The sequence below is a fragment of the Cohnella sp. LGH genome, from assembly GCF_017671885.1.
GTDB lineage: Bacteria > Bacillota > Bacilli > Paenibacillales > Paenibacillaceae > Cohnella > Cohnella phaseoli.
The window spans coordinates 8,520,441-8,543,014 of the sequence record NZ_CP072117.1 but is presented as its reverse complement, the minus strand read 5'-3'; the positions used below and the strand labels follow the sequence as shown (position 1 = coordinate 8,543,014).

Below are 22,574 nucleotides of genomic sequence, written 5' to 3'. Positions count from 1 at the left end.
AGCCCTATACTCACGAACGCTTGTATGATAAGCGTTCGTGAGTATACTTCTATGTATGCCGGGAGAGAAGGAGCGAGCTTAGGTGAGAGGGTATCGGATGAGTTCGCGCAACAAGCTGATTTTGCTCCTTGTTGTTCCGGGCACCTTGTTCGTGATGATCGTGACGCAGATCGCCAAGGACTACGCGCTCGAATTTCTGCGGGAGACGCAGAACGAATCGCTGGCGGGCATGTCCGACCAGGTGGTGCACTTGATCGGGATCTACAACAACGAGATTACGTACAACATGCTGGAAATGGAAGAGATCATCAAGCAGGAGGGCGGCCAAGGGGACCGGCTGTACGAGGCGATGCGCACGGTGGCGATGATTCGGGCCGATTTCGTGCGCGGCGTCGTGTACATTGCGGAGAGCGGGGACATTACCGGCTACCCGATTACGTTCTGGGGCAACTTCTCCGCCAAGGAGGAGGCGCTGATTCATGAGCAGGCCGAGCGGAGCCGCGGGGTGTTCGAGTGGTCCAATACGATCCGCTCCGATATCGGGCGCTCTGGGACGTTCGGACCGACAAGTATCGTGACCAAGACGGTGTTCGATACCGGGGGCAAACAGATCGGCTATTTGGCGTTCCTCGTCGATTTGTCCGCGTTTCTCGAACGGAGCGCCGCTTTCGCCGGGGCTTACGAAACCCAGACGCTGCTGTACGATCGCGAGGATCGGCTGATCGATTTTATGGGGGCGATCAATGTGACGACCCCTGTGCTCATTTCCGAGGAATATGTGCAGACACTTTCTTCGGCGCTTTCGTATTTTCGCAGAGAAGGCATCTATCATTCCGTCGGAACGATGGAAGCCAATCTTGGCTGGAAAATCGTTGTTGTCGGCGATGTGGAGAAGCTGGAATCGCGCTTCGAGCCGCTCAGCCAGATCGCGTGGGCTATCGTGTTATTCGGCGTGCTCGGTTTTCTATGCATCTATGTGGCGGTATCCTGGTGGTTTACGCGTCCGGTAATGCTGCTGACCAAGGGCATCCGGAAGGTGGCCAAGGGGGATCTCGACAGCAAGCTGCACATTCGTCAGCAGGACGAATTCGGCGAGCTTGGCGTTCAGTTCAATCGGATGACGGCTACGATCAAGGCGCTGATAGTCGATCTGCAAGCGACGGAGGAAGCGAAGCGGAAGTCGGAAATGCAGACGCTGCTGTCGCAGATCAATCCTCATTTTCTGTACAATACGCTTAACACGATCGATATGATGGTCGATTTCAGTCCCAAGCGGGAGCTTCACGAAATGATCAACGTGCTGTGCAGGCTGCTCAAGTACAGTCTGGACAGCCGCAGCGAGGAGCGCACGCTGGAGGACGAGCTGCAATATACGAAAAATTACTTATACATTCAGTCCGTCAGGTACGACAACAGATTCGAGATCGCCGTATCTCCCGTGAGCGAGCGGCTGGGCGCGGTCAAGGTGTTGAAGCTAATTCTTCAGCCGATTGTGGAAAACGCGCTGTTCCACGGCTTGCACCCGCTTGAGGGACGCCAAGGTCGACTCGACATCGAGGTGGAGGAGCGAAACGGCGATCTGACACTGATCGTAAGAGACAACGGCGTCGGCATGTCTTGGGACAGATTGTCCGCCCTGCGCAGCGCTTTGTCCGGCATGGAGGCGGAGGACGGAATCGGCATCGGCGTTCTTAACGTGCATCGCCGAATTCGTCTGTATTACGGCGCGGAATATGGGCTGGCCGTCGACAGCGCCATCGACGAGGGAACGACGATCACCGTGAAGCTGCCGCTTGAAAATCAAACGCTTGCCGCAAACAAAGAGAGGTTAAAGCGATGAACGATTATGCGGACCGAGTTACGCTCAAGCTGCTCATCGTCGACGACGAGCCGATGGCGAGAAGGAGAATTCGCTCTTTCTCCCTGGAGCGGCACGGCTTCGAGATCGTTGGCGAAGCGGAGAACGGCAATCAAGCCTGGAATATGATACGGGAGCTGGCTCCCGACATCGTTGTCGCGGACATTGGCATGCCCGTGCTTAACGGAATCGAGCTGCTGAAGCGGGTGCACGGCCTGAATACGCCGCCTAAATTCATTTTGCTGACCTGCTATGAGGATTTTGACAAGATTCAGACGGCGCTCCGTTACGGGGCGCACGATTATATTACGAAGCTGCTGCTTGCCGAACAGGATTTCATCGACTGCTTGAATAAGGCGGCGTTGACCATCCATCAGGAGAAGCGCAACAGGAAGAAGGCGCTGCGCCAGCTTCTGCTGGAGCGGCTGCTGTCCAGCGACGATACGGACGCTTCGGCTGAGCAGCTTGCGGCGCTGTCCTTTCCTTCCCGACGGCATATGCTGGCGCTAATCCGTTTTGCCCCCGAGCATAATCGCGCCATGTTCAGCGCTTCCCCGGCCCTGGAATATTCCGAGGAGGGCAACTTGTCGCTCGCCGTGCAGATCGAGCCGGGATTATGGGCAATGATCGCCGCCACGGACGAACGGGGGGGAGGTCCGGCGTTCTTCGGCTGGACGATGCAGACGCTGCGCCGCGGGTACGAGATCTGCAAGGCCAAAGGGATCGCGGCGCTGCAAAGCGTATCCGACATCCGGGAGGGTCTGCCGCTTACCGCTTCCTTGATTCAGTGCCGCCAACTGATGGATGAGGCTTATTATTTACCCCTTGGGGTCCCTGCCGTCGCCGGAACGCCCGGCCGCACCTCCACGTTTCCTCCCGATATTTTCGAAGCTATGAAGCAGGAATGCCGCCAAGCGGTCGAACGGGAAGATCCGAAGGCCGTGGCGCAACTACTTCTTCGTTGGCTCGAAGAGACAGAGCGGCGTTATTGGCCGAAGCCCGTGCAGCTGTGCATGATGGGCGCGGCATTGGCGGGCTGCCTGAGCGACGATTATACGCGCCGCCAGACGGACGGCTTCGTTCCGCTGCGCCTATGGCTGCAGAAGCGCATAGAGGAAAGCTGCCATATTTCCGAGATGAGGGCGGCAGTCGAGGAGGCGGCGGACGCCTTGAAAGAAGCGCAGACGTCGCTGCGGGGCGTTCGCTCGGAAGTTTTGAAAGCGCTGCGTTTTATCGAACAGCGCTACAGGGAGCCTATTGATGTCGCGGCAGCGGCCAAGCACGTCAACTTAAGTCCGAGCTGGTTCGGTACGTTGTTCCGCAACGAGATCGGCTGCAGCTTCTCCGATTATTTGCTGACCTATAGACTCGAGCAGGCGAGGGAGCTGCTGCTGCGGACGGATCTCAAGGTGTACGAAATCGCGGAGCAAACTGGCATTCCGAACTATCGCTACTTCTCCAAACTGTTCTCCGACAAATACCGTCACAAGCCTCAGGATTTCCGCTACAAGCTGCGGGGCGGAGAGCGGGAATACGACAAATGACGAGAAGCGCTGCGCCTGGCCAGAGGCTCGAAGAGGGAATCGAATTGCGGGCAGCGGCCGGCTCAAATTGTCAAGGAAGCCGGTCCGTGCTAAGGTAAAGTAGGAAGAACCTTTTCACAAATCCGCATTGCGATATGGAGGCGAAACCGACGATGAAAGCGCTGTTTATCGGAGGAACGGGAACGATCAGCTCTGCGATTACGCAGCAGTTGGCCGCTCAAGAGTGCGAGCTGTATGTGTTGAATAGGGGCAATCGCAGCGAAAGGCTGCCGGCGGGCGTCAAAACCATCCAAGCCGACATCAACGACGAGGATCGCGTAGCTGAGTTGATTGCCGATATGAAGTTCGACGTCGTGGCCGATTTCATCGCATTCGTGCCAAGCCAGCTTGAGCGGGACTATCGCCTGTTCAAGGACAAAACGAAACAATTTATGTTCATCAGCTCCGCATCCGCCTATCAGACTCCTTTATCCGACTATCGAATTACCGAAGGAACGCCCTTATCGAATCCTTGCTGGGAATATTCACGGAATAAAATTGCTTGCGAAGAGTACCTGATTAAAATGTACCGAGACCACGGTTTTCCGATTACGATCGTCAGACCGAGCCACACGTACGATGAACGTTCCATTCCGCTGGGGGTTCACGGCTCGAAGGGAACGTGGCAGGTCGCCAAGCGCATGCTGGAAAATAAACCGGTCATTATTCACGGCGACGGAACGTCCCTGTGGACGATGACGCATAATGGCGATTTTGCCAAAGGGTTTATCGGGTTGATGGGCAATATTCACGCAATCGGCGAAGCCGTACATATCACTTCGGATGAGAGCGTGACCTGGAATCAGATTTATGAGATCATCGCGGACGCGCTTGGCGTTAAGCTGAATGCGGTTCATGTCGCTTCCTCGTTTCTAGACGCTTGCAGCAAGGAGGATTACCGGGGAGGGCTATTGGGGGACAAAGCCAATACCGTCGTGTTCGACAATGCGAAGCTGAAGCGGCTTGTTCCCGATTTTGTGGCGACGACCCGGCTGGACCAAGGGATGAGAAGGACGATCGAGCACATTCTTGCGCATCCCGAGCTTCAGACGGAAGATCCGGAGTTCGACGCATGGTGCGATAAAGTGATCGGGGCGCTGGACGACGCGGTTAGGGCGATTAGGGGCTAAGGGAGGATTTTCAGCTGTCTATACGGATGTGATATACTCGGAATATGACACAAGATAAGGAACAACAGCCAGTTCAGCCCGAGACGGCTATGAAAATATGCGTGCAATGCCGCGTTCTTAAGCCGCTTGCGGAGTTTGCCAGCCGCAGCGGCGGAAGAGCGGGACGGAGAAGGCGCCGCGGAGTGTGCAAAGCCTGCCGCCAGCAGGCCGGCAAGTCCGAATTAAACGCGGAGATAGGCAATGCGGCCATCGAGCTGATTGAGGACGAGACGATTGCGAAGCCCACGCGCCGCCGAAGGAGGAGAAGGCGCAAGGCAAGCAAGCTTGAGCCAATCGCGCCAATGGTCGAGGCGGCTGCTGCCGCGGCCGAGGACGAGCCGGTAGCGAAGCCTAAGCGTCGACGCAGACGACGGGGGAGCAAGGCGAGCTTGCCGGAGTCCTCGCTGGAGATCATGGAGCCGGTCATCGAGCCGACGGAGGACGAGACGGCTGCCAAGCCGAAGCGCCGCCGGAGGAAACGGAGGAGCAAAGCGAAGAAGCCGTCCGTGCCTCAAGTTGCCTCTGCTGCAACGATTCCGTCAGCGACTGCGGCGCGGCAGGCGTCCGCAGGCTCGCAGCAGTCCGATCCGAAGTCGGCTGAGCAGAAGCCCGCGCGTCCGAAGGCTGCTCGCAAAGCCCCGGTCTCGAAGCCAGAAGCCCCGAGAATTGCCGCGTCGCGTCCGAAGCTTGATCCGCACGATGCGGACGGTTTGTTCGCGACTCGTCAGGGCTTCATCCGCATGCGAGGCAAGACCGACAGCGGCCGCTCCTACTATCAGGAAATCGAGCCCGATTTCGCCAAAGTACTCGTTCGCGAGCATGCCGCATATGTCGTTAATCGCCATACAATCCGCCGCATCCACAGCAACCGGGAGTTTCGCCGTCTCATTCTGACGAGGGACAACTATACTTGCCATTTTTGCGGCGAGTACGGTGACACCATCGATCATCTGCTGCCTCGGGCCAAAGGCGGACACACGACGCCGGTCAACTGCGTTTGCGCTTGTCACGAGTGCAACCAATCGAAAGCGGATCGGGATCTGGACGAGTTCACCGAATCGTTGGGGGAACGCCAGCGTCTCGAGCCGACCGTCTAACCGCTCCTGCGGAATCTAATGAAGCGCCTTAGGGCGCTTTTTCGCGTTTTTAAAATTCCTGCAGGCAGCCGATCAGACCCCTGCAATTGCTTAACGTTTCGTTATCGAAGTTAAATATCGGTTATATATTCTCTCCCGACCCGACTTTATGATGAGGGTGTAAGACGATACTCGTTCAACGAAGGGGGTTGCTCGGATGGGGACTTCGTATAGATATTTGCATGTAGAGGAACGCGGCGACGTGCTGCTTGCGACCATTCGGCGGGAAGAGAAGCTGAACGCGATGAACGACGAGTTGATGGCGGAGTTGACCGATTGCTTCGAGGGGCTGCGGGAGCGGCCCGATATCAGGACTGTCGTACTCACGGGGACCGGTAAAGGGTTCATGGCGGGGGCGGATATCGAAGGGTACGGCGGCTTCGACGTCGGCCAGTTTTTTGCGTTCCAGCAAAAAGGACGCGAGATGTACCGCGCCATAGAGAGCTGTCCGCAGCCTGTCGTCGCGGCCGTTAACGGGTACGCGCTGGGGGGAGGCTTCGAGCTCGTCCTCTCCTGCGATCTGGTCGTTGCTTCGGAGAGGGCGAAATTCGGACTTCCGGAAGTCAAGCTGGGGCTTGTCCCGGGCGGAGGGGGCGTGCAGAAGCTCGCCCGTATCGTCGGTCCGTTCTCCGCTCGAGAACTGACGATGACAGGAAGGTTTGTCGCCGCGCAGGAAGGCAAAGCACTGGGCTTCGTTAACGAGGTGACGGAGCCTGACCGGCTGCTTGATGCCGCGCTTACGCTCGCGCGTACAATCGCGGATCAGGCGCCGCTGGCCGTGCAGGGCTTGAAGAGGCTTATTCATGATGGTAGGGACGCCAGTCTGGAGACGGCGCAGGCGTACGATCGCGCGTATCTCGCGAATTTGTTTCATAGCGAGGACGGGCGGGAAGGCATTGCGGCTTTCATGGAAAAGCGGCCGGCGAAGTTCATTGGGCGGTAGCCCCACTCGGCAAGGCGTCTTTAAGTGGAATCAACAACGAGGAGGAAACACGATGGACAAGGCGCTTGAAGGCATTAAAATACTGGATTTCACGCATCTGCTGCAAGGACCGTTCGCAACGCAGATGTTCGGCGATCTTGGAGCGGACGTCATCAAAGTTGAACGTAAAAATACCGGGGACAGCTACCGGGCCTGGACGTTCCTGAAATATTGGGTCGGAGAGACGGAGTCCCCGTGTTACCTGGCCTTTAACCGGAACAAGCGGTCGCTGGCTCTGGATTTGAAGGCAGAGGAGACCAAGGAGATTATCTACAAGCTGGCGGCCGAGTGCGACATCGTCGTGGAAAACTTCCGTCCCGGCGTCATGCAGAAGCTCGGCTTCGGCTATGAAGACTTGAGGAATATCAATCCGAGCATTATCTATTGCTCCAGCACCGGCTACGGCCAGGACGGTCCGTACGCGGAACGACCCGGCCAGGATCTGATGATCCAGTCGCTAAGCGGTCTGACGACGTTGACGGGCCGGCGCGAAGATCCGCCTATTCCTCTCGGCACGGGCATCGCCGATCAGCTCGGGGCGTATAACATCGTCTACGGTCTGCTTTCCGCGCTCTACTACCGGGAGAGAACCGGCAAAGGCCAGAAGCTTGAAATCAACCTTTATCAATGTCTGCTGACGCATCAGCTTCAGGAGTTCGCCGTTACGCTGAATTCCGGCAAGCTGTTCGAGCGTCCGGGGTCCGGCATAGCCCATCCCGGACAGTCGGCGCCGTTCGGCATTTACAAGACGGCGGACGGGCACATGTGCATCTCCGTCAACCCGATCCCCGTGCTGGCCGAAGTGCTGGAGGACGACGGGCTGAACGCCTACGACGATCCGCAGATTCTTTACGATAAGCGAGACGAGGTGTTTTTCCGCATTCAGGCCAGCGTCGTGAAGCAGACGACCGCTTACTGGGTGGAGGAAATGCTGAAACGGGACATGTGGGTATCCGAAGTGAAAAATCATCTGGAGGTTGAACAAGACCCGCAAGCGATTCATTTGGGCGCGTTCGCTTCCTACGAGCATCCGACAGCGGGATCGGTGCGGACAGTGAACATTCCGGTGAAATTCAGCGAAACTCCGGGAGACATTCGGCGTCACCCGCCGAGAATCGGGGAGCATAACGAGGAAATTTTACGCGAACTTGGGTACTCCGACGAAAAGATTGCGGAATTGAAACGAGATGGCGTGCTGTAACCGGCGAACCGGCACCGGCGAACGAAAGCGGCAAATCCGGATAACGGAAACATTGTGCCCGCGCAAGGCCGGTAAACCGGCGAACGGAACCGGCCGAACGGACAATTAGCGGAACGGAGGACCGTTACAATGGCAACACTAAGAGGGATGACTTGGGATCACGTCAGGGGGTATGCGCCGTTGGAGGCCGCGGCCGGGAAATTCGGAGAGACTCGGCCGGACTTCGAAATCGTATGGGATCGCCGTTCTTTAAAGGATTTCGGCGACTATCCGGTCGATGAGCTCGCCCGGCAATACGACATCATTATGATCGACCATCCGCATGTCGGCATCAGCTCCGGCCAGAACGTGCTCGTGCCTCTCGACGATAGAATACCGGCAGCTTATTTGCAGGATCAAGAGATCAATTCTGCAGGACCTAGCCATCAAAGCTACAAGTGGGAGGGTCGGCAATGGGCGCTTGCCGTCGACGCCGCCGCCCAGGTCGCAGCCTACCGACCCGACTTGCTAAGCGAAAGGGAAGTTCCGCGCACCTGGCAGCAGGTACGCGAGTTGGCTCGTTCCCGGCCCGGAGCGGTCGGCTGGCCGCTCTGCCCTACCGACGCGATGTGCAGCTTTTTGAGCCTGTGCGCAGGTAGCGACCCCGCCTTTTTCGACGAAAGAGTCGGGATCGACCCGGCCGTCGGAGAAGCGGCAGTCGCCCTGATTTTCGAGCTGCTGCCGCATCTGCATCCGACCTCGCTCGACTTCAACCCGATCGGGATGTATGATCGGATGGCCGCCGGCAACGATATCGCTTACGTTCCGTGCGCATTCGGCTACACGAACTATGCCCGGAGGGGCTTTGCGCCGAAGCGGCTCCGCTTCGCCGACATTCCGGCGACCTCCCTGGAGCCGCGGGGCAGTCTGCTCGGCGGCGTCGGCATGGCCATATCGGCGTATTCGCCGCACATTCAGCTGGCGGTTGAGTTTGCGATGTTCGTCGCAAGCGGGGACGCGCAGCGCACGCTTTACGTCGAGAACGGCGGCCAGCCCGGACATGCAGGAGCCTGGCGCGACGCGGCGGCGAACGAGACGTGCGGCGGCTTTTTCGCGGATACGACGCGCACGATGGAGTTCAGCTACGTACGGCCGCGCAATCCGGCTTTTCCAAGCTTCCAGGAGCAAGCCGGGGCGCTTCTGCACGAGGCGCTTCGAAAGCGCTCGGGAGGCGAAGCCGTCGCCGCCTCCGGCGTCGTGCGGGCGATGAACCTCTTATATCGGGAATGCCTGGCAGCTCAAAGCGCCTTCCGATAAAACTAGCTAAAGTTTCGTTATCGATGTTAAATCCCCGTTATATCTTGTCGGGGGCCGCGCCTTTATCATGAAATTGTAAACCACATCTCTTCTAGGGGGTTCACCTATGAAAAAGAAGTACATCGGAGCGGGCGCCGCACTAATTGTAACCGCTAGCATAATGGCGGGGTGCGGCGGCAACTCTTCGCCGGAGGCTTCGTCGCCCGCGGCCAGCCAAGCGCCCGCAACCTCGTCCGCATCGAGCGGAACGGATAAACCGTTCGCGGGACAGACGGTTACGCTGGTTACGGCCAACCATCCTTGGTCGGATGCGATCACGCCCCTGCTGCCGGAATTCGAGGCGGCCACGGGCATTAAGGTCAAGGTGGAAAATTACTTCGAGGACCAGCTGACGCAGAAGCTGACCGTTCAATTCACGGCGGGCTCGGAAACCCCGGACGTCTTCATGTACCGTCCGCTCCAGGACGGTCAGTTGTTCTTCAAGAACGGCTGGGTGGCGCCGCTCGACGATTACGCGCATAAAGACGCCGAGTACGACTTCGCGGATATCTCCGCGTCGGCGGTCAATACGACGACGATCGACGGCAAGCTCGCCGGCATCCCGATCATTACGGAACGCGGCGTGCTCTACTACCGCAAGGACCTGCTGGAGCAGGCGAACATCCCGGTGCCAAAGACGATGGATGAACTCGTCGAAGCGGCCAAGAAGCTGCATAATCCAAGCGCGGAGATGTACGGTTTCGTAGCGCGGGGGCAGCGCTCTCCGCTCGTGACGCAGCTTGCTTCGTACATCTTCTCCGAGGGCGGGGACTACATTACGGACGGCAAAGCGTCCATTAATACCCCGGAAGCCGTGAAGGCCATGACGACTTACGGCAACTTGCTGAAGGATTCGGGGCCTCCGGGGGTTCTGAACATGTCCTGGCCGCAAGCGTTCGGCATCTTCGCTCAGGGCAAAGTCGCGTTCCTGACGGACGCGGACTCGCTGTACACGAACGCGACGGATCCGGAGAAATCGACGATCAGCGACAAAGTCGGCTTCGCCTTGTTCCCGGCGGGAGCCGCCGGCTCCAGGCCGGTTAACGTAACGGCTTGGGCGCTCTCGATCAACGAAAGATCGAAGAACAAGGACGCGGCTTGGGAGCTTATCCAATGGGCGACCAATAAGGAGAACGTGCTGAAGGCGCAGCAAAAAGGCAATCCGGGCGCCCGGACTTCCGTCTGGGACAATCCGGAGGGTTCGAAGTCGTTCCCTGAAGAGCTGGTGCCGATCATCAAGGAATCGATGCAGAACGGCGTCGGCCACGACCGTCCGGTCGTCGTCAGCGTAGGCGAAGCCCGAGACGCCGTAGGGGAAGTCGTCATGAAGGTCATTACCGGCGAGACGGACGTGCAAGGGGCGGCCGACAAGGCGAACGCCAATCTGCAGGCCATCATTGACAAAGACAGCAGGAGATAACCGCGATCGACCCGCATGAACCGCCGCCGATTCCGGGCCGCCCGCCGAGGGCGGACGGTCCGGGAAAGGCTTTTGGAAAGGATGATACGCAATGGGTTATAATTGGATTAATCGCAACTTGAAATGGCTGTACATCCTGCCCGCGCTTGTTTTCGTGCTCGTCATGATGCTGTTCCCGATCGGTTACACGGTATGGATCAGCTTTTACGAGTGGAGCATGTCCGCCATAACGCCGCCCGCTTTCGTGGGCCTCGATAACTACATTTCCATGTTCAAGGACGAGCGGTTCTTGGACTCCGTATTCAATACGTTTTATTTCACGGCAGTCGCCTTGGCCGCGGAGATGGTACTGGGCCTGGCGATCGCGGTTCTGTTCAATCGTTCCTTCAAGGGGAAAAATATCGCGAAGACGCTGTTTCTGCTCCCGATGGTCGCTACTCCGGTAGCGATGGGTCTCGTCTGGATGCTCATTTACGAGCCGACGATCGGCGCCGCGAACACGATTCTGAAATCGATCGGCCTAGAGCCGCAGCTATATCTCGCGTCCATGACGCAGGTCGTTCCTTCGCTTATCGTCGTCGACGTATGGCAGTGGACGCCGATGGTCGCGCTCATTCTGATGGCGGGATTGTCGACGCTGCCCACCGACCCGTACGAATCGGCGGACGTGGACGGAGCATCCGCTTGGCAGAAGTTCGTGCATATCACCTTACCGCTGCTTAAGCCGACGATTATTATCGCGCTGATGCTGCGTCTGATCGACGTGCTCAAGACGTTCGACATCATTTACGCCACGACGCAGGGCGGACCGAATTTCAAGTCGGAGACGCTAAACATCTACGGTTACGTACTCGGCTTCCAATACTTCAAGCTCGGCTCCGCTTCCGCGCTGCTGGTCATCTTCTTCCTGATCGTCATGGCCCTTACGCTGCTGCTGATCTGGATGAAGAAACGATTGGAGGCGGAATGAGAATGCTGACCAAGAAAAAAGCGAAAAACGCGACGTTGACCGGTCTGACCGTACTCGTCCTGCTCGTGTTCGTCTTTCCGTTCGTCTGGATGCTGCTCGCCTCCTTCAAAACGCAGGCGCAGATTATGTCCAACTCCCAGACGTTCGTGTTTACTCCGACGGCGGATAATTATGTGAACGTTTTCCAGCAATACGACTTTCTGAAATACATCGTCAACAGCATGATCGTGGCCGTCGTCTCGACGCTGCTGTCTCTGTTGCTCGGATTGCCTGCCGCCTATTCGATCGCCAAGTACAAGCTGCAGGGTCTCGGTCTCGTCATTCTCGTCGCGAGAATCGTGCCGGGCATCTCGTTCCTGATACCTTGGTATATTATTTTCACGAAGCTGCGTTTGGTAGATTCCTATGCAGCGCTCGTGTTGAGCCACATGCTCGTAGGACTGCCGTTTATCGTCTGGATCATGATCTCGTTCTTCGAGAAGCTTCCGCACGAGGTGGAAGAGGCCGGAGCCATCGACGGCTGCTCGCCTCATCAGGTTTTTCGCCGCATTGTGCTGCCGATGTCGGGAGCGGGCATCATCACGTCGTCGCTGCTGAGCTTTATTTTCTCTTGGAACAACTTCATGTTCTCGATCATTCTGGCCGGCGACAAGACGAAAACATTACCAATTGCCGTATTCAACTTTATGTCCTACGCTGAGATTAACTGGGGCGGATTGATGGCGGCCGCGTGCATCATCACCCTCCCCGTGCTTGTAATCGCGTTGATCGCCCAGCGCTACGTCGTCAGCGGTCTCTCCGCGGGTGCCGTTAAAGGGTAACGGAGGAGGGCGGGAAAGGAGAGCGAATGTTCAAGCTTACCACTTTTCGCAAAATCGTTCTTCTGCTCTTCCTTCTGCTGCTGCCGATTCTGGTTTTGTACAGCGTTTCCACGAACACGAGCACGGAGGTCGTGCGCAAGCAAATCGAGACGACGAACCTGAACCAATTGACCTTTCTTATGAACCAACTGGATACGAATATCGAGCAGCTATCCATGTTTCCTGTGCTGCTCAGCTACGACCCGTATATTCGCGAATTTCTCGACCGTCGTCCGCCCTTGGAATTCGACGCGCGAAACGCGGAATACCGAATCATCGAGAAGCTAAGCCTGCAAAGCGTGTCCAATGGATGGAAAAACGACTTGACCGTCATTATCCCCCGCGAGAAGCGAGCGATTTCGTCCAATATTTTTCTGCTGGAAAGCGATCAGGATATGACGGGGCCGATCTATACCCGCTGGACATATAGCCTGGAAGAGGCGGGCGGCAAAACCGAGCGTTATTTCGTGCACGAGATCGGAGAGCCCGCGAAGGCGGAACGCAAGGAGGCGGCTCAAGCTGTGTTCCGCGTCCGCTTCACGACGGCCAATATGACTGCGATGCTGGACGCGTACAAGAACGGCAAAAACAACGATCCGTTCCTGTACGTGCCCGGCGAACAGCCCGTTCTGAACGGCACCTCGTCCGCGGAGAAGGCGAAGCAGCTGATCGGCTTGCTTGAGGGAGAGCTGGACAAGGAGCCGGAAACCGGACAGCGTCTGGTCGAGCTCGGCGGCGAACAGCATCTTGTCAGCTATGTGAAGTCGCGGCAGCTCGGCTGGTATCTCGTCGACTATACGCCGTATCAGAGCGTCATTACGCCGATAACGGAGCAGAGGAACTTTTTCTACGTGATTATCGGATTGCTGCTCGTGCTGGCCGTGGGCGCATCGTTCCTGCTCTATCGGAACGTCCAGCGTCCGCTCGGGAAGCTGATCGGGAGCGTTCAGCGGATCAAGCGGGGAGACTACTCGGCGCGCATCGATTATCTGGCCAAAAACGAATTCGACTATCTCATTTTCCAATTCAACGAAATGTCCGACCAAATTCAATTGCTGATCGAGGACGTCTACGCGGAGAAGCTGAGGTCCCGAGAGGCGACGCTGAAGCAGCTACAGTCGCAGATCAACCCGCATTTTCTATACAACTCGCTGTTCTTCATCATCAATTCGGCGGAGATGAACGATCGGCAGGCGGTCGTTGAAATGTCCCAGAACTTGGCGGAGTATTACCGTTACGCGACAAGGGTCGAAAATCAATCCGTGGCGCTTGAGGATGAGCTGGAGCTCGTTCGCAACTACTTGATGATTCAGAACCTGCGGATGGGCAGAGTGCAGTTCGAGATCGACGTACCCGAGAAAATGCTGGATTTGGAGCTGCCGAGACTGATTCTGCAGCCGATTGTGGAGAATGCGATCGTGCACGGGGTGGAGAAGTCGCCGGAAGGCGGCATGATTACGATTACGGGCAAGCAGGACGACAGGTACAATATGATTTTCGTGCAGGACGACGGACCGGGGATGGAGCCTCAGCGGCTTCGCGACCTGCAAGCCGAGCTGGCGCAGCCGATGTCGGAGGAAGTCGGTTGCGGCACGTGGAACGTACATCGCCGGCTGCAGTACCGGTTCGGCGGACAATCGGGACTCGTATTCGAGCAACTGCCGATGGGCGGCTTGTGCGTCACCATCAAGTGGACGCGCAGCGATGTCTGAAGCCGGCAAAGCCATCCAGAAGAGGGGGCCGAACGATGCATCTGTTGATCGTGGACGACGAAGCGCATGTGGTCGATCGGTTGGCGACAACGATCGGCTGGGATAGGATCGGGATTACGCAAGTGTATCGCGCTTATTCGGGCTATGAAGCGCTTGAGCTTCTGCGGCGATTCGCCGTTGACATCGTCATTACCGACATTCAGATGCCGGGAATGACGGGACTCGACCTCATCGCTTGCATCCGGCGCGATTGGAGCAAAACGAAATGCGTGCTGCTTTCGGGGTACTCCGACTTCCAGTACGCGAAGGAAGCGATCCAGAATCAGGTCGAGGATTATTTGCTCAAGCCGGTGACGGAACAGGAGCTGCTGGATACGGTTTCCCGGCTGCAGCAGAAGCTGCACGGCGAGTGGGAGCACATCCTGTCCGTCCGGAATTTGACCCGCACGCTAAACGAGAATATGCCGCTGCTCAAGGGCAATTTACTTCTGGAGCTCCTTCAGGGAGCGCTCTGGAACGAAGAGGCGCTGCGGGAGAAAACGGCGGCCTTGACGCTGCCGGACCTCTACGGGCAAACGTGCTTCCTGATGCTCGTTCGGCTGGAGGACGCGTTCGTCGATTACGATTTTCGCGGCCGTTCGTTGATTGAGTACGCGATTGGCAACATGGCCGAAGAGCTGTTCGGCGGGAAGTTCGGTCTCTGGCATGCGAAGGATGCGCACGACTATTTGATTTTTCTTGCCTCAGCGGAGGAGCGGGTCGAGCCGGGACAGCGAGCGGCGCTGTTCGAGCAGACCGCCTCCCAGCTTCAGGCCGCCGTGAAGAGCTTCCTGAAAGGCAGCATTTCCGTCGTCGTCAGCGAGCCGGGACTATTCCCGCGAGACGTGCCCGGACAATACGACGGCTGCGTATCCGCGGCTCGCAAACGTGTCGGCAACGAGCAGGGATTGTTCCTGAGGGCTTCCGGTGAGCCGGCGGAGGCGGAGGTCGAGTCGATTCGTTCCCTCTATGAGCCGCCGACGCTTATCCATCTGCTTGAAGCGGGCCGGTGGGACGCGATGGAGGAGAAGCTGGAACGCGTATTCGAGGAATTGCGCAGCAAGTCCTCTCACCCTCATTCGCAGGAGCATCTGCTCGAGGTATATTTCGCGGTATCCTCGGCGTTCTCGTACATCTCGCACAAGAATGGGCAGCCGCTGTCCGACCTGATCGGCGACGACTACGGGAAGCTGGCGGACGGCATTCCGTTTCGCTCCGTCGCGCATCTGCGCGAGTGGTCGCTGCGCGTGCTGCGCCGCTTGATGGAGGACATGGACCGCGAGATGAAAGACAATCGTTCGGAGCTCATCCGCTCAATCCATCAATTCATCGACGACAATCTGGCGCAGGACGTGACGCTGCAGAGTATTGCCGATCACGTCCATATGCATCCGGTCTACATTTCGAAAATTTACAAGCTGGAGACCGGGGGCAACATTAGCGACTACATTCAGCAATTGCGAATGGAGAAGGCGGTCTATCTGCTTGCGAACAGCCACGAGAAAACGTACGAGATCGCCGCTATGCTTGGCTACCAGCGCCCGCATTCTTTTAACTACGCATTCAAGAGACATCATGGCGTGACCCCGCAGGTTTATCGGGATCAACAGAAGAAAGGGGCGATCTGCCAGTGAAGCTGACCTTTAGATGGTACGGCGATTCGGACCCTGTGTCTCTGTCGCATATTCGGCAAATTCCGGGGATGAAGGGGATCGTCTCGGCGATATACGACGTGCCCGTAGGGGAGGCATGGCCGCTCGAAACGATTCTGGATTTGAAGAGAAGCATTAATGAAGCGGGCTTGGAGTTATCCGTCATCGAGAGCGTTCCGGTGCATGAGGACATCAAGCTGGGGCTGCCGTCTCGGGATCGCTATATCGCGAACTACAAGACGACGCTGCACAATCTCGGGAAAGCAGGAGTGCCGGTCGTCTGCTATAACTTCATGCCCGTATTCGACTGGACCCGTTCGAAGCTCGACTACGAGCTGGAAGACGGTTCGACGGCGCTGATCTACGAGGAAGAGGTCGTCGAGCGAATGAATCCGTTGACGGGAGAGCTCAGCTTACCGGGATGGGACAGCAGCTACGAGGTCGCCGAGCTTCAAAGGCTGTTCTCGCAATACGAGAGCGTGGACGAGGAAAAGCTGTGGGACAATCTGGCGTATTTCGTGCGGGAGATTATGCCTGCAGCGGAGGAAGCCGGAATCAAGATGGCGATTCATCCGGACGACCCGCCCTGGCCGATCTTCGGCCTGCCGCGCATTATGACGGACCGGGCGAGCCTGGAGCGGATGATCGGCCTGTACGATAGTCCGACCAACGGTCTATGCCTGTGCAGCGGATCGCTCGGAGCAAGCGCCGACAACGACGTGCCTGAGCTGATGCGCGAGTTCGGCCGCAGAGGGCGCGTCAACTTCGTTCATGCGCGCAACGTGAAGCTGACCGGTCCGAAGTCGTTCCAAGAATCGGCTCATCTGTCCTCCTCGGGTTCGATCGATATGTATGAGGTGATTCGGGCGATGAGCGACTTCGATTACGAGGGGCCGATCCGCTCGGACCATGGTCGGATGATCTGGGGAGAGACGGGCAAACCGGGCTATGGCCTGTACGACCGGGCGCTCGGAGCCGTCTATCTGAACGGGCTGTGGGAAGCGGTGCGCAAGGAGCGCTTGGGACGATTGAGGTTGAGCCGTTCGTGAGCGGCTCGCCGAATCGTCAGGACTGCGAGTAGAGGGATTTGCCGGCAAACGAGTCGAATCCTAAGCCTGCTTGGACGAGTCGGACGTGAGAGGCTGTCCTTCGCCGAGGCTTTGTGCTATACTCCCACTACATCTAATCGATTAGACGGGAGTGCTGCGGATGAGTACGATTAAAGATATTGCCAAGCACGCAGACGTGTCCGTAGCGACCGTATCCTATGTGCTGAACAATAACCGTTACGTAAGTCCGGAGAAAAAGGAGCGGGTGCTCGCCGCCATCCGCGAGCTGAATTACGCGCCCAATGCGGCGGCCCGCGGTTTGCGCGCCAGGGAGAGCCGGACGATCGGCCTGATCGTCTCGGACATCTCTAACCCGTTCTACCCCGATCTCGCCAAGGGATGCGAGGACGAGGCGCAGAAGCACGGCTATGCCGTTCACATGATCAACACGAACGACCAGCCGGAGCGGATGAGGCAGGCCGCAGCGCAAGCGCGGGAGGGGAAGATCGACGGATTGATCGTTACCTCCGCTCTGGAGGCCGACCGGGAGCTGCTGCAATCGCTGCGCGAGCGAGGCTTTCCCCTTGTGCTGGCGCATCGCCGTCTTGAAGGGCTGGATGCGGACCTGGTCGAGTCGGACAATTTCGAAGGCGGGCTGATGGCCGCCCGGCATATGCTTCGTATGGGTCATCGCCGCATCGCGTTTATGTCCGGTGTCGCAGGCTCGCCGACCAGCAAGCTCCGCGAGGAAGGTTATCGGCAGGCGATGAAGGAGGCCGGCATCGACGTGCCCCCTGTGTGGACGCTGTCCGGCGAAGCGAAGTATACAGCCAGCTACGAGAGAATGCTTGGTTATGCGGATATGCCGCCCGACGAGCGGCCGACTGCCGTGATCAACATGAGCGATGTCGGAGCGATGGGTGTGCTGGACGCGGCGGCGGACAGAGGGCTGCGAGTTCCCGAGGACGTCGCGGTGATGGGCTTCGACGATCTGTTTCTCGCGGCTTTCCGCTCCGTGCGGCTGACGACCGTCCGCATTCCGCGCTACGAGCTTGGACGGAGGGCGACCGAGCTATTGCTCGAGCGCCTCTCCGAAGCAAGTCGCGATGCCCGGCACGTCGTGCTTCCGGTAGAGCTGATCGTGCGCGGGACTTGCGGAGGAGAACAGGCGAATCGGATTTGAAAGTATTGCTGCCCGCCCTCCGCTTCTTGCGGGCGTGCGCAGGCGGCACTTTTTTCACACAACTATCTAATCGATTAGCTAATCGTTTAGATGAATAAAGAAGGAGGAAACACCCATGAACGGAATTGTTTTTCGGGGCGATAAGGAGCTGGATTTGATCGGAGTCGGGCGGTTGTGCATCGATTTGAATGCCAACGAGATTAACCGACCGCTCGAGGAGACGCTGACGTTCACGAAATACGTGGGCGGATCGCCGGCGAATATTACGATTGCGGCTTCGCGGCTCGGTCTGCGGAGCGGATTTATCGGCAGGGTGGCCGACGATGCTTTCGGCCGGTTTATCGTGAACTATTTGCGCAAGGAGGGGATCGATACGGAGGGCGTTATAACCGACCGGCAGGGCAGCGTCACCGGACTGGCGATCACGGAAATCAAGTCGCCGACGGAATGCAGCATCCTGATGTATCGGGATAACGCGGCGGACCTGAATTTGGAGCCGGGGGACGTGGACGAGGCGTATGTGCGAAAAGCGAAGGCTGTCATGATCAGCGGCACGGCACTGGCGAGAAGCCCGTCCCGCGAAGCGGTATTCCGCACGATCGAGTTGGCCCGTAAGCATGGGGCCGTTCTGTTGTTCGATATTGATTACCGTCCGTACACGTGGGCTTCGAGGGACGAAATCTATACGTACTACCGGATGGCGGCGGCGCAATGCGACGTCATCCTCGGAGGGCGGGAGGAGTTCGACCTGCTGGAAGGGGCCGAGGGTACGGAAGACTTCGCGACGGCCAAATCATGGTTTGCGCACGAGGCGAAGCTGGTCGTCGTCAAGCATGGCGGGGACGGCTCAATCGCCTTTGCGAAAGATGGCGGAGTCTACCGCGCAGGCGTGTTTCCGGCGCAGGTCGTCAAGACGTTCGGAGCGGGCGACTCCTTCGCCGGGGCGTTCATCTACGGACTGATGCAGGGGTGGAGCATCGATCGCTGTCTGGAGTACGGCAGCGCGTCCGCATCCATCGTCGTATCGAGCCATAGCTGCTCAGACGCGATGCCGACCAACGACAAGATCGAAGCGGTTATTGCCAAGCAGGCTTGATCCATACATTTTCGGGAGGGAAATCATCTATGAACAATCCAACAGTGTTGCGCAACTTTATCGGCGGGGAATGGGTGAAATCGGCATCTGACCGGACGGAGGAGGTGCCGAATCCGGCGACAGGCGAGACGCTGGCTTACGTGCCGCTGTCGACGGCGGGAGACGTGCGGGCTGCAGTCCGGGCGGCGGCTGAAGCGTCGAAGAAATGGCGCAAGGAGCCCGTGCCGAAGCGGGCGCGCATTCTGTTCAAATACCAGCAAATTCTGGTCGACCACTGGGATGAGCTGGCCAAGCTGATCACGACGGAGAACGGCAAGAGTTACGGCGAAGCTTACGGTGAGGTGCTCAGGGGCATCGAATGCGTGGAGTTCGCGGCGGGAGCCCCCACGCTGATGATGGGCAGCACGCTGCCGGACATCGCCACGGGCATCGAATCCTCTATGTACCGGTACCCGCTTGGCGTCGTCGGGGGCATTACGCCGTTCAATTTTCCGATGATGGTTCCTTGCTGGATGTTCCCGCTGGCGATCGCTTGCGGCAATACTTTCGTGCTTAAACCGTCCGAGAGAACGCCGCTGCTGGCTAATCGGTTGGCGGAGCTGCTGACGGAAGCGGGGCTGCCGTCCGGCGTGTTCAACATCGTACACGGCGCCCATGACGTCGTAAACGAGATGCTGGCGAATGAAGGAATTAACGCGATCTCGTTCGTCGGCTCGCAGCCCGTCGCCGAGTACGTGTACAAGACGGGAGCGGCCTACGGCAAACGAGTGCAGGCGCTCGCCGGCGCCAAAAACCACTCGATCGTTTTGCCGGACGCCAACTTGGAGCTGGCCGTCAAAGAAATTACGAACGCCGCGTTCGGATCCGCCGGCGAACGATGCATGGCCTGTTCCGTCGTCGTCGCCGTGGGGGGCGTAGCGGATAGACTGGTCGAAGCGCTCCGGCGCTCGGCCTCAGGCTTGTCGATCGGCAACGGGTTGGAGCCGAACGTATTTCTCGGGCCGGTCATCCGCGATTCGCATAAAGCACGCACGCTGGGCTACATCGAAAACGGCGAGACGGAAGGGGCCGAGCTTGTGCTAGACGGCCGCGGGGTGGAAGCGGCCCGGGGCGAAGGCTACTTTGTCGGGCCGACGATCTTCGATCGCGTGAAGCCGGATATGAAAATTTGGGAGGACGAAATTTTCGCTCCGGTGCTGTCCGTCGTGCGCGTCAATACGCTGCAAGAGGCGGTCGCGCTCGCCAACCGTTCGGAGTTCGCCAACGGAGCCTGCATTTATACCGACAGCTCCAGCGCGATTCGCGAGTTCCGCGATACGATCGACGCGGGGATGCTGGGAGTTAACGTGGGCGTTCCTGCTCCGATGGCGTTCTTCCCTTTCTCCGGCTACAAGAAATCGTTCTACGGCGATCTTCATGCGAACGGGCGCGACGGCGTAGAGTTTTACACTCGGAAAAAGATGATGGTGCTTCGATAATTGAGAAGAGAGGCGATGAACCGCTATGGCAAACTTGAACTTATTCGATCTCACCGGGAAAAAGGCGCTCGTCACCGGGGCAAGCCGAGGGCTTGGCCGAGGCATCGCAACGGCACTGGCGACGGCGGGCGCTGAGGTGGCGATTCTCGACATCTCGGATGCGGCCGCCCATACCGCCGCCGAGCTGCAAGCGGAAGGGCTAGCCGTTCATGCGGTAAAGGGTAATCTGATGGATCGCGCCGATCTGGAGCGCAGCTTCGGGGAAGCCGTCGGCGTGTTGGGAGATACGGTGGATATTCTTGTTAACAATGCAGGTATGCACGACCGTAGAGCTTGCCTCGACTTGCCGGTCGAAAGCTGGGACAAAGTTCTGGAGCTGAACATCACAGCGGTGTACCAGCTTTGCAGGCTGGCTGGCGCGATCATGGTCGAGAAGGGCAGCGGCAAAATCATCAACATGGCGTCGATGCTCAGCTTTATCGGCGGTTTTAACGCTTCCGCGTACGCGGTCAGCAAGGCGGGCATTGCTCAGTTAACCAAATCGCTATCCAACGAGTGGGCGGGCCGTGGCGTTCAGGTCAATGCGATCGCTCCGGGTTACATGGCGACAGAGATGAACACGGATTTGCTTCAGGATGACAATCGACTGCCGCAAGTCAACGCCCGCATCCCGGCCGGACGATGGGGAGGGCCGGACGATTTGGCAGGGGCCGGCGTATTTCTGTCCTCCGCCGCATCCGACTACGTCACCGGAATTATTCTTCCCGTCGACGGGGGCTATTTGGCAAGATAGCTCCGCGTACGGGGCACTATGGGACAGCTGGGAACAATTGTGATAGAATATCGGTATCAAAATTTATTCGGTCGTGAAGCACACGCCGCTCGCATTCCCTTGTGGGGATGCCGGGCGGCTTTTTGTTTTCCGGCCGCATGAAGGGGGAGTTGGCATTTGAAAATCGATCACGATCGATTGTTCAAGACGCTGCTGCGTACCTTTTTTAAAGAATTCATCGAATTGTTTTTCCCGGAGGTGGCGGAAGTGCTCGATTTCGAGCATGTCGTGTTCTTGTCCGAAGAGGTGGTGACCGATTTGACGGGCGGCAAAAAAGGGCGGGTCGACCTGCTCGTCGAGACAAGGCTGAGGGAAGAGGAGGCGTTCATTCTCGTGCACCTGGAGCCGCAGTCCTATCGGGAGGAGGAGTTCGCCGAGCGGATGTTTATTTACGCGGCTCGATTGTACGAGAAGCATCGCAAGCCGGTCGTGCCGATCGCCGTGTTCAGCCACCGGTCGAGGGTAGTCGAGCCGGACTCGTTCCGCTGGAAACTGCCGTTCAAGGAGGTGCTTAGGTTCGACTACTACGCGCTCCAGCTTTGCCGGCAAGACTGGCGGACGTTCGCCCGTTCGGACAATCCGGTTGCGGCCGCGCTGCTAAGCAGCATGGGTTATAGGCGCAAGGAGCGCAAAGAGGTGTATATGGCCTTTCTGCGCATGATATTCCAAACCGAGCAAAACCTTGCTAAACTATCCTTAATGACGTTGTTTTTCGAAACCTACATGAAATCGACCAAGACCGAACAGCAAGAGGTTCGGGCGGAGTTTATAAAAGAATATCCCGAAAAGGAGGAACCGTTGATGGGACTGATGAGCTCGTATGAGCGGAAAGGCTACATGCAGGGGCTGAACGAAGGCAAGATTGAAGGCAAGATCGAAGGAAAGATTGAGACCGCGGCCCGAATGTTGGAAGAAGGCCTGTCTGTCGATTTGATCGCCAAAGTGACGGGGCTCCCCGGCCCGGACATTGAGAAGCTGAAGGTCTCGCATTAAGTAGACGAAAGGCCCTCACACTCCGC

At 57.9% G+C, this 22,574-nt stretch carries 18 protein-coding genes; all 18 read left to right on the top strand.

What is annotated here, in order from left to right:
- Window positions 1–97: 97 nt before the first annotated feature.
- The 18 genes from J4772_RS35235 to J4772_RS35150 all read left to right on the top strand — a co-directional run bounded on the left by J4772_RS35235 (window position 98) and on the right by J4772_RS35150 (window position 22,548).
- Complete coding sequence (locus tag J4772_RS35235; RefSeq protein WP_209073447.1) at window positions 98–1,840, top strand: cache domain-containing sensor histidine kinase; 1,743 nt, start codon at window positions 98–100, stop codon at window positions 1,838–1,840.
- Window positions 1,837–3,402: a response regulator transcription factor gene (locus tag J4772_RS35230; RefSeq protein WP_209073446.1), complete on the top strand. Its 1,566-nt coding sequence runs from the start codon at window positions 1,837–1,839 to the stop codon at window positions 3,400–3,402. Before J4772_RS35235 ends, J4772_RS35230 begins: the two co-directional genes overlap by 4 nt.
- Window positions 3,403–3,554: 152 nt before the next feature.
- Window positions 3,555–4,571 (top strand): SDR family oxidoreductase, encoded by a 1,017-nt coding sequence (locus tag J4772_RS35225; RefSeq protein ID WP_209073445.1) that lies wholly within the window; start codon window positions 3,555–3,557, stop codon window positions 4,569–4,571.
- 44 nt (window positions 4,572–4,615) lie between these two features.
- A complete protein-coding gene (locus tag J4772_RS37730) occupies window positions 4,616–5,707 on the top strand; it encodes an HNH endonuclease (protein ID WP_371822806.1) in 1,092 nt (363 codons plus the stop codon).
- Window positions 5,708–5,903: 196 nt separating this feature from the next.
- The gene (locus tag J4772_RS35215) at window positions 5,904–6,689 is read left to right on the top strand and encodes an enoyl-CoA hydratase/isomerase family protein (protein ID WP_209073444.1); all 786 of its coding nucleotides are present in this window, start codon (window positions 5,904–5,906) and stop codon (window positions 6,687–6,689) included.
- A gap of 52 nt (window positions 6,690–6,741) precedes the next feature.
- Window positions 6,742–7,929 (top strand): CaiB/BaiF CoA transferase family protein, encoded by a 1,188-nt coding sequence (locus J4772_RS35210; RefSeq protein WP_209073443.1) that lies wholly within the window; start codon window positions 6,742–6,744, stop codon window positions 7,927–7,929.
- 129 nt (window positions 7,930–8,058) lie between these two features.
- Window positions 8,059–9,225 (top strand): ABC transporter substrate-binding protein, encoded by a 1,167-nt coding sequence (locus J4772_RS35205; RefSeq protein WP_209073442.1) that lies wholly within the window; start codon window positions 8,059–8,061, stop codon window positions 9,223–9,225.
- A gap of 106 nt (window positions 9,226–9,331) precedes the next feature.
- Window positions 9,332–10,684 (top strand): ABC transporter substrate-binding protein, encoded by a 1,353-nt coding sequence (locus J4772_RS35200; protein ID WP_209073441.1) that lies wholly within the window; start codon window positions 9,332–9,334, stop codon window positions 10,682–10,684.
- 91 nt (window positions 10,685–10,775) lie between these two features.
- Window positions 10,776–11,654, top strand: coding sequence for a carbohydrate ABC transporter permease (locus J4772_RS35195; RefSeq protein WP_116063856.1), 879 nt, complete (start codon window positions 10,776–10,778; stop codon window positions 11,652–11,654).
- 2 nt (window positions 11,655–11,656) lie between these two features.
- Entirely contained in the window at window positions 11,657–12,475 is an 819-nt protein-coding gene (locus tag J4772_RS35190) for a carbohydrate ABC transporter permease (protein ID WP_209073440.1), read from the top strand.
- Window positions 12,476–12,501: 26 nt separating this feature from the next.
- Complete coding sequence (locus J4772_RS35185) at window positions 12,502–14,226, top strand: sensor histidine kinase (RefSeq protein WP_209073439.1); 1,725 nt, start codon at window positions 12,502–12,504, stop codon at window positions 14,224–14,226.
- A gap of 35 nt (window positions 14,227–14,261) precedes the next feature.
- On the top strand, window positions 14,262–15,899 hold the full coding sequence (locus J4772_RS35180; RefSeq protein ID WP_209073438.1) for a response regulator transcription factor: 1,638 nt from the start codon (window positions 14,262–14,264) through the stop codon (window positions 15,897–15,899).
- A complete protein-coding gene (gene uxuA / locus J4772_RS35175; protein WP_209073437.1) occupies window positions 15,896–16,966 on the top strand; it encodes a mannonate dehydratase in 1,071 nt (356 codons plus the stop codon). The genes J4772_RS35180 and uxuA overlap by 4 nt, the downstream gene beginning before the upstream one ends.
- Before the next feature lie 160 nt (window positions 16,967–17,126).
- Entirely contained in the window at window positions 17,127–18,149 is a 1,023-nt protein-coding gene (locus J4772_RS35170) for a LacI family DNA-binding transcriptional regulator (protein ID WP_209073436.1), read from the top strand.
- 115 nt (window positions 18,150–18,264) lie between these two features.
- Window positions 18,265–19,245: a 5-dehydro-2-deoxygluconokinase gene (gene iolC / locus J4772_RS35165; RefSeq protein WP_209073435.1), complete on the top strand. Its 981-nt coding sequence runs from the start codon at window positions 18,265–18,267 to the stop codon at window positions 19,243–19,245.
- A gap of 29 nt (window positions 19,246–19,274) precedes the next feature.
- Entirely contained in the window at window positions 19,275–20,723 is a 1,449-nt protein-coding gene (locus tag J4772_RS35160; protein ID WP_209073434.1) for a CoA-acylating methylmalonate-semialdehyde dehydrogenase, read from the top strand.
- Window positions 20,724–20,748: 25 nt separating this feature from the next.
- A complete protein-coding gene (locus J4772_RS35155; protein WP_247740937.1) occupies window positions 20,749–21,516 on the top strand; it encodes an SDR family oxidoreductase in 768 nt (255 codons plus the stop codon).
- A 156-nt stretch (window positions 21,517–21,672) separates the two neighbouring features.
- Window positions 21,673–22,548: an Rpn family recombination-promoting nuclease/putative transposase gene (locus J4772_RS35150; RefSeq protein WP_209073433.1), complete on the top strand. Its 876-nt coding sequence runs from the start codon at window positions 21,673–21,675 to the stop codon at window positions 22,546–22,548.
- Window positions 22,549–22,574: the final 26 nt, after the last annotated feature.

Bases quoted from the DNA above. Each gene is read 5' to 3' on its own strand.
- J4772_RS35205 (WP_209073442.1), top strand. From the start codon at position 8,059: ATGGCAACACTAAGAGGGATGACTTGGGATCACGTCAGGGGGTATGCG.
- J4772_RS35215 (WP_209073444.1), top strand. From the start codon at position 5,904: ATGGGGACTTCGTATAGATATTTGCATGTAGAGGAACGCGGCGACGTG.
- J4772_RS35210 (WP_209073443.1), top strand. From the start codon at position 6,742: ATGGACAAGGCGCTTGAAGGCATTAAAATACTGGATTTCACGCATCTG.
- J4772_RS35170 (WP_209073436.1), top strand. From the start codon at position 17,127: ATGAGTACGATTAAAGATATTGCCAAGCACGCAGACGTGTCCGTAGCG.
- J4772_RS35180 (WP_209073438.1), top strand. From the start codon at position 14,262: ATGCATCTGTTGATCGTGGACGACGAAGCGCATGTGGTCGATCGGTTG.
- J4772_RS35235 (WP_209073447.1), top strand. From the start codon at position 98: ATGAGTTCGCGCAACAAGCTGATTTTGCTCCTTGTTGTTCCGGGCACC.
- J4772_RS35200 (WP_209073441.1), top strand. From the start codon at position 9,332: ATGAAAAAGAAGTACATCGGAGCGGGCGCCGCACTAATTGTAACCGCT.
- J4772_RS35155 (WP_247740937.1), top strand. From the start codon at position 20,749: ATGGCAAACTTGAACTTATTCGATCTCACCGGGAAAAAGGCGCTCGTC.
- J4772_RS35160 (WP_209073434.1), top strand. From the start codon at position 19,275: ATGAACAATCCAACAGTGTTGCGCAACTTTATCGGCGGGGAATGGGTG.
- J4772_RS35190 (WP_209073440.1), top strand. From the start codon at position 11,657: ATGCTGACCAAGAAAAAAGCGAAAAACGCGACGTTGACCGGTCTGACC.
- iolC (WP_209073435.1), top strand. From the start codon at position 18,265: ATGAACGGAATTGTTTTTCGGGGCGATAAGGAGCTGGATTTGATCGGA.
- J4772_RS37730 (WP_371822806.1), top strand. From the start codon at position 4,616: ATGACACAAGATAAGGAACAACAGCCAGTTCAGCCCGAGACGGCTATG.
- J4772_RS35230 (WP_209073446.1), top strand. From the start codon at position 1,837: ATGAACGATTATGCGGACCGAGTTACGCTCAAGCTGCTCATCGTCGAC.
- J4772_RS35185 (WP_209073439.1), top strand. From the start codon at position 12,502: ATGTTCAAGCTTACCACTTTTCGCAAAATCGTTCTTCTGCTCTTCCTT.
- J4772_RS35225 (WP_209073445.1), top strand. From the start codon at position 3,555: ATGAAAGCGCTGTTTATCGGAGGAACGGGAACGATCAGCTCTGCGATT.
- J4772_RS35195 (WP_116063856.1), top strand. From the start codon at position 10,776: ATGGGTTATAATTGGATTAATCGCAACTTGAAATGGCTGTACATCCTG.